Here is a 6,977-nt window from a genome sequence, read left to right as displayed (position 1 = left end):
GACATGACCTCCCCCACCCCTGCGGTGCGCTGGCGGCGTCACGGACTGACGTCCGTCGCGCTCCTCGCCTTGCTCGGCGGCGCTGTCGTCGCCCCCGCGGCCCTCGCCGCCCCCGAGCCCGAGGTGCCGACCGGCTCGCTGGTCACCGGCGACACCGCCTGGCACTACCTCGACGACGGATCCGACCCGTCGCCCGCACCGGCCGCGCTCCGTGACTGGACGCTCCCGGCGTTCGACGACGGCAGCTGGAAGACCGCTCCCGGCTCGTTCGGCGCGAAGAACGGCAAGCTCGGATCGGTGGGCCCGCAGACGCCGAGGACGCTCCTGAACCACTACCTCGACGGGGCTGCGGCGCCGACCGTGCCGACGTACTTCTTCCGCACGACGTTCGAGCTCGAGGCCGGAGTCGCCGAGCAGGTCGCGGCGCTGCAGAGCACCATCACCTACGACGACGCCGTGATCGTGTGGATCAACGGCGAAGAGGTCGCCCGCTACGTCGACGGCCGCATCACCGACACGAAGAACGTCGAGTACGCCGGCGACTCCAACGGCGACCCGCTCACGACCACGTTCAGCGCCGAGGGCGACCTGCTGCACGACGGCACCAACACGATCGCCGTCTCGCTGTTCCAGGACCGCGAGACCAGCTCCGACATCTACTTCGACATGTCGTCGCTGACCCTGGTGAAGGCATCCGACCCCGGTACGCCTGTGATCGCCCCGCCGACCCGCGTCATCCTGACTCCGACCGAGCAGCCGGCCATCTCGCAGGCGTTCTCGTGGCTCGCGGGCGACGCGTCGCACACGGTCGGACAGGTCGAGATCGCACCGACTGCCGGTGGCGACGTCCGAACCGTCGACGCGTACGACGCCGGTGTGGTCAACGGCAACCCGAACAAGCATTTCTCGGCGACAGTCACCGGCCTCACCGCCGCGACCGAGTACCGCTACCGCGTCGGCCTGCCCGGCAGCTGGAGCGACTGGTACGAGTTCCGCACGGCTGACGGGAAAGCCACCGACTTCCAGTTCATCTACTACGGCGACGCGCAGATCGGACTCGACACCACGTGGCCGAGCGTCGTGAAGCAGGCCGAGGCCAACGCTCCGCGCTCCATCGGCTCCGTGCACGCGGGCGACCTGATCAACACGTCCAGCAACGAGAACGAGTGGGTCAACTGGTTCAAGGGCATGAAGGACTCGGCCGTGCGCACCAACGTGATGGCCGCTCCCGGCAACCACGAGTACTCGGGCGACAAGCTGCTCACCGCGTGGAAGGCCGCTTTCGAGTACCCGCACAACAACCCGTCGATGAGCTCCATCGGCGAACTGGCCGATCTCGCCAAGGGCGACTCGGCCGTCGCGCAGCAGTACCGCGCGTTCTTCGACCACTGGAGCTCCTTCGCCGCGGAGACCGCGTACTACACGGACTACCAGGGCGTGCGCTTCATCACGCTGAACGCGACGCGCGACACCACGTTCCTCACGCCGGCCGGGCTCCCGTCCTGCACGGGCGCGGAGTGCCCCTCCTCGCAGATCGGCCTCCTCTGGACCCGCTTCCAGGGCGCCTGGCTCGACCTGCTGCTGCAGAACAGCCCGTCGAAGTGGAACGTCGTCACCTTCCACCAGCCGGTCTTCTCGGCATCCGAGGGTCGCGACGAGCCGAAGCTCCGCGCCGACTGGGTCCCCGTGTTCCAGCGCAACGACATCGACCTGGTGCTCATGGGCCACGATCACACCTATGCTCGCGGCTACGTGAACACCGACGCGACCGAGACGCCCGGCATCACCACCGGCCCGGTCTACGTGGTGTCGAACTCCGGCGCGAAGCACTACGAGCTCGAGACGCCCGAGAAGAACGTCTGGACCAACAACGGCGCCACCCAGGTGCTGCGCGGCCAGGGCGTCACCACCTACCAGGTGATCGACGTCTCGAAGAATCAGCTCGTCTACCGCTCGTACCTGGCGGAGAAGCAGCCGGATGCCACCACCGACCTCCCCGTCGGCGCCGTGTACGACACGTTCACGGTGACGAAGTCGGATGCCGGCGAGAAGTGGGTCACCGAGAAGGGCGTCACGCCTCCGGTCACGCCGGAGCCCGAGGTTCCCGCCGAGATCGAGCTGGGCGCAGCATCCGTCACGGCCGGCGGCACCCTCGCGGTCTCGGGCAGTGGCTTCGCGGAAGGCGCCGAGCTGCGACTCGAGCTGCGCTCCGACCCGGTGCAGCTGGGCACGGCCACCGCCGGTGCGGACGGCTCGTTCCAGCGCACGGTGACGATCCCGGCCAACACTCCGGCCGGGGCGCACACGCTCGCCGCGATCCTGCCGGACGGCACCGAGGTCACGGCCTCCGTCACCGTCACCGCGGTGTCCGGCGGCGGAGCGGTCACTCCGGGCGACGGCTCGGGCGGTTCCGGTGGCCCGGACGGCGACCTCGCCACCACGGGTGCCGACAGCGTGCCGTACATCGTCGCGGCCGTCGTGCTCCTCGCGGCGGGCCTCGGCCTGTTCGCGATGCGCCGCCGTCGGCAGCACGCCACGGTCGAGGTGACCGAGGCCGAGTAGTCCGCAGCATCCACGGGCGCCGTCGGGGTTTCGACCTCGGCGGCGCCCGCCGTTCCCACATGGTCGGGATGGCGAGGACGCCGGACGTCAGTCGACGACGAACAGACGCGCGCCGGTCTCGGTGCTCGAGCGATGGGCTTCCATGTCCGTGCCGACCTGATAGCTCTCCCCGGCGTGCAGAGTGAAGGTCCGACCGTCTTCGAGCTCTGTCTCGAGGGTGCCCTCGACGACGAACAGCACGTGGCCGCGCGAGCACCAGTGGTCGGCGACGTAGCCCGGCGAGTATTCGACCATGCGGATGCGGGTGTCGCCGATCTGCTGTGATCGCCAGACCGCCTGCCCCGTGATTCCCGGGTGGATGGTGGGTTCGATCTCTGCCCAGGTGGTGGTGCTGAAGGCGTGTCCGGGAAGGTTCATCGGTTCAGTATGGGTCATCGGCGACGCTCCACCCTGCCGCGCCGAGGAGACCACCGGCGCCTCAGCGCGACCCCGGACTGGGATAACCTTCCACCGAGTCCGTCCCGCTGAAGGAGAGCCCGTGCCCGCGAACGATGTGATGGCCGACGAGACCGATCGGATCGTCGCCGCGGCCCTGCAGGTGAACGGCCGTGCGTCGTGGGGAGAGATCGCCCGCGTGGTCGACCTGCCCGAGCGCACCGTCGCCCGTCGCGGTCAGCGGCTGCTCGATCGCGGACTGGTCCGCGTCTCCACCTACGTCGACCCCGCCCGCGTGCTGCACGCCCGCGCGGTACTGTTCCGCATCACGACTGACCCGCACGCCCTGTGGCACGTCGCGCGCACCCTCGCCCGCCGCGCGGATGCCTCATCGGTCTCGGTGCTCGAGGGCAGCAGTGACATCGCCGGCATGCTGCTCCCCCACGACGACGCCTCGATCCGCGAGCTGCTGTTCACCGACTTCCCCGAGCTCGAGGGCATCGACTCGATCAACGTCACCACTGTCCTGAAGTTCTTCCGCTCGGGGCACGACTGGCGTGCGGGCGTGCTGACCGACGAACAGGCACGCATGCTCGACGAGTCGTCCGGCTCGGAGGTCGACCCCGCCGACTCCCTGAGCGACGATGAGGAGGCTCTGATCCGACTGCTCCTGAAGGACGGACGGATGCCGGTGGCCCAGCTCTCCCGCGCCCTGGGCCTCAACGTCACGACGACTCGGCGACGCATGGAGTCGCTGAGCCGCCGCGGACTGATGCATCCGCGCACCGAGGTCGTGCCGAGCCTGTTCGGTCTGGGACTGGAGGCGCTCGTATGGCTTCGCGTGCCGATGGCTCGGCTCGAGAAGGTGGGCGCGGCCCTCGCCGCCGCCCCCGAGGTGAAGTTCATCGCGGCCACCACCGGCACCTCGCAGCTGCTCGCCAATGTGCTCGTGAAGGACGCCGACGAGTTCTACCGCTTCCTCACCGGCCCGGCAGTCGCAGGGCATGAGGGTCTCGAGGTCGTGGAGTCGCTCGTGGTGATCACCCCGGTGCTGCGCGGCTCGCTGATCGTCGACGAAGCGCCCGAGGCGCTGGCGAACGACATGCCTACCGGCGCCATCCGCCTATAGGCCGATTCTGTTACTGGCATGTAACGAAATGGCGAGATAGTTCTTAACGGCTTGACCTAGTGGCGAAATAGGGCGAGTATCCTCTCCAGGGCCAACACCCCTGGAGAGGACGATCGTGTTCACGGCTACGGGAGACGACTGGGCGGATCGCGCTGCGACGCTGCCCCTGCACACGCGCATGTTCATCGACGGCGCGTGGGAGGCGGGCTCTGCCGAGCCGCTGACTCCCGTGAGCCCGCGAGATGGTCGTGCGCTCCCGCCGATCACGGCCGCCTCCGCCGCCGACGTCGACCGGGCCGTCCGCTCGGCCCGCGCCGCGTTCGACTCCGGCGTCTGGTCGCGCATCGCACCCCGCGAGCGCGGACAGCTGCTCATCGCCTTCGCGCAGAAGATCCACGACAACGCCGAGGAGCTCGCCCTCACGATCTCGCTCGAGATGGGCAAGCCCATCCGCGAGGCCCTGCAGACCGAGCTGCGCGCGGTCGTGAACTGCTTCCGCTGGTACGGCGAGGCCGCCGACAAGGTGCTCGACGAGATGCCGGTCACCGCGCCGAACAGCCTCGCCCTGGTCACCCGCGAGCCGGCCGGAGTGGTCGCCGCCGTCGTGCCGTGGAACTTCCCGCTGACGATGACCGCGTGGAAGCTCGCCCCCGCCCTCGCGGTCGGCAACAGCGTCGTGCTCAAGCCCGCCGAGCACACCACGTTCTCCGCGCTGCGCCTCGCCGAGCTCGCGGTCGAGGCCGGCATCCCCGCCGGCGTCCTCAACGTCACGCCCGGCACCGGCCAGGTCGCCGGCCGCGCACTCGGCGAACACCCCGACGTCGACGTGGTCACCTTCACCGGCTCGCCCGAGGTCGGCCGGAAGTTCCTCGGCTACTCGGCCGCGTCCAACGGCAAGCGCGTCTGGCCCGAGCTCGGCGGCAAGACCGCGAGCCTGGTGCTGCCGGATGCCGACCTGGAACGGGCCGTGCGCGCCACCGCCGACGGCTGCTTCTACAACCAGGGGCAGATGTGCACGGCATCCTCCCGCCTGCTGGTGCCGCGTTCTCAGCGCGACCGCGCGCTGGAGATCGCGGCCGAGGTCGCGCGCACGAGCCTCCCCGCCGACCCGTTCGACGTCGCCACCTCGATGGGCGCGATCGTCAGCGAGAGGCAGCTCGCGGGCATCGCCGGATTCGTCGAGCGCGCCCAGGCCGAGGGCGGCGAGCTCGCCGCCGGCAGTGCCGAGCGGTTCCGGGCCGTCGACGGCGGCAGCTACTTCGCCCCGGTCGTGCTCGGCGTCACCCCCGAACACGAGGTCGCCCAGCGCGAGGTCTTCGGTCCTGTGCTCTCCGTCATCGCGTACGACGACGTCGAAGACGCACTCGCGATCGCCAACGGCACCGAGTTCGGTCTGGCCGCCGCCCTCTGGAGCACCGACCTCAATGCCGTGCACACCCTGTCGCGACGCCTGCGCGCCGGAGTCGTCTGGGTCAACTGCTTCGAGGAGGGCGACATGACGATCCCCTTCGGCGGCGTCAAGGGATCGGGCTTCGGCCGCGACAAGAGCCTGCACGCCCTGGAGAAGTTCACCGACCTGAAGACCACCTGGATCGAGCTCTCGTGACCCGCCCGTTCATCGGCATCACCACCTGGCGTCGTTTCATCGACACCGACCTCGGAAGCGGTCGCCCGGCCCACAGCCTGGGCACGGAGTACGCGGCGCCCATCGAGGCCGCGGGCGGCGCCGTGGTGCTGCTGCCGCCGACCGCCGGTGTCGACGAGGTGCTCGATCGCCTCGACGGGCTGGTGCTCTCCGGCGGAGAAGACGTGCACCCCTCGCGCTACGGCGCCGCGCCGCAGGAGGGCAAGAACTACGACCCCTCGCGCGACGGCTACGAACTCGCGCTCGCCCGCGGAGCCCGTGAACGCGGTCTGCCGGTGCTGGCGATCTGCCGCGGCCTCCAGGTCAGCAACATCGCCTTCGGAGGATCGCTGATCGTCGACATCCCGACGACCGCCGACCACCAGCCCGTGCGCGGCGCCGACCAGCAGCTGGCGGCCCGGCATCCGATCACGCTCGCCGAAGGCAGCCGTCTCGCGGCGCTCTACGGCACGCGGAATCGCGTCGTGAACACCATCCACCACCAGTCGATCGACGTCCCCGCCCCTGGCCTCCATCCGGTCGCCTGGGCGCCGGACGGCATCGTCGAAGCCGTCGAGGCCGACGACGACTGGCCCTTCTGGGCGGTGCAGTGGCACCCCGAGAAGATGATCGCCCCCGATGAGGCCGCAGAGGAGATGCCGCTGTTCGCGGCGTTCGTCTCGGCCGCCCGTGAACGCGCAGCGGAACACCCCGCTGCAGAGAAAGGAACACGATGACCAAGCAGGTCTTCCTCGAGTACGAGAACGGCGTCCGCGCCGTCGCCACCCTGTTCGAGGACCTCGCCCCTCGCACCTGCGAGGCCATGTGGGGTGCGCTGGAGAAGCCGGTCACCATGCAGGCGATGCACGCGATGTACGCCGGACCCGAGGTCATGGTCGGCCTTCCCGAAGAGGCCCAGAACTTCGACCCCGAGAAGGTGCCGTTCGAGAACCAGCAGGTCGTGCCCGCACCGGGTGACCTGCAGTGGTACTGGCAGCGTCCGATGCAGATGGGCGGCCTGCCGTTCGAGTGGTACGAGATCGGAGTCTTCTACGATCGTGGTGCCCGTACTCTCGGCCCGCTCGGATGGACACCCGTCAACATCTGGGGCGGCATCACCGAAGGACTCGCGGAATTCGCCAAGGAGAGCGCCGCGATCCGCATCGACGGAGCTAAGCAGCTCACCATCGGACGCCTGGTCTAAGGCGTTCACTCAGTGCTGGACCC

Annotated in this window: 6 protein-coding genes; 5 read left to right on the top strand and 1 reads right to left on the bottom strand. The window is 69.6% G+C overall.

The annotated features are described in order from the left end of the window. Positions 1-2,562, top strand: a 2,562-nt coding sequence (locus HCX50_RS18435; protein ID WP_337750187.1) for a metallophosphoesterase family protein, incomplete at its 5' end; no start/stop codon positions are given. A gap of 87 nt (positions 2,563-2,649) precedes the next feature. On the opposite strand, the gene HCX50_RS18430 is transcribed toward HCX50_RS18435, so the two are convergent. Next, complete coding sequence (locus tag HCX50_RS18430) at positions 2,650-2,979, bottom strand: DHCW motif cupin fold protein (protein WP_091027940.1); 330 nt, start codon at positions 2,977-2,979, stop codon at positions 2,650-2,652. A gap of 121 nt (positions 2,980-3,100) precedes the next feature. Between HCX50_RS18430 and HCX50_RS18425 the strand changes: the two genes are divergently transcribed. The 4 genes from HCX50_RS18425 to HCX50_RS18410 all read left to right on the top strand — a co-directional run bounded on the left by HCX50_RS18425 (position 3,101) and on the right by HCX50_RS18410 (position 6,954). Further along, complete coding sequence (locus HCX50_RS18425) at positions 3,101-4,126, top strand: Lrp/AsnC family transcriptional regulator (RefSeq protein ID WP_167635312.1); 1,026 nt, start codon at positions 3,101-3,103, stop codon at positions 4,124-4,126. 115 nt (positions 4,127-4,241) lie between these two features. Continuing rightward, positions 4,242-5,732 (top strand): aldehyde dehydrogenase family protein, encoded by a 1,491-nt coding sequence (locus tag HCX50_RS18420; RefSeq protein ID WP_091027946.1) that lies wholly within the window; start codon positions 4,242-4,244, stop codon positions 5,730-5,732. After that, a complete protein-coding gene (locus tag HCX50_RS18415) occupies positions 5,729-6,487 on the top strand; it encodes a gamma-glutamyl-gamma-aminobutyrate hydrolase family protein (RefSeq protein ID WP_036304401.1) in 759 nt (252 codons plus the stop codon). The genes HCX50_RS18420 and HCX50_RS18415 overlap by 4 nt, the downstream gene beginning before the upstream one ends. Further along, positions 6,484-6,954 carry a DUF3830 family protein gene (locus HCX50_RS18410; RefSeq protein ID WP_017829890.1) on the top strand — a complete coding sequence of 157 codons (471 nt, stop codon included), beginning with the start codon at positions 6,484-6,486 and terminating at the stop codon, positions 6,952-6,954. Before HCX50_RS18415 ends, HCX50_RS18410 begins: the two co-directional genes overlap by 4 nt. Positions 6,955-6,977: the final 23 nt, after the last annotated feature.

It is taken from the genome of Microbacterium sp. B19(2022) (assembly GCF_012030385.1).
Classification (GTDB): Bacteria; Actinomycetota; Actinomycetes; order Actinomycetales; family Microbacteriaceae; genus Microbacterium; species Microbacterium oxydans_B.
The sequence above is the reverse complement of the archived record's forward strand: the minus strand, read 5'-3'. Positions and strand labels throughout refer to the sequence as shown.

Excerpts from the sequence above, each read along its gene's own strand:
- HCX50_RS18430 (WP_091027940.1), bottom strand. The coding sequence starts at position 2,979 with ATGAACCTTCCCGGACACGCCTTCAGCACCACCACCTGGGCAGAGATC.
- HCX50_RS18410 (WP_017829890.1), top strand. The coding sequence starts at position 6,484 with ATGACCAAGCAGGTCTTCCTCGAGTACGAGAACGGCGTCCGCGCCGTC.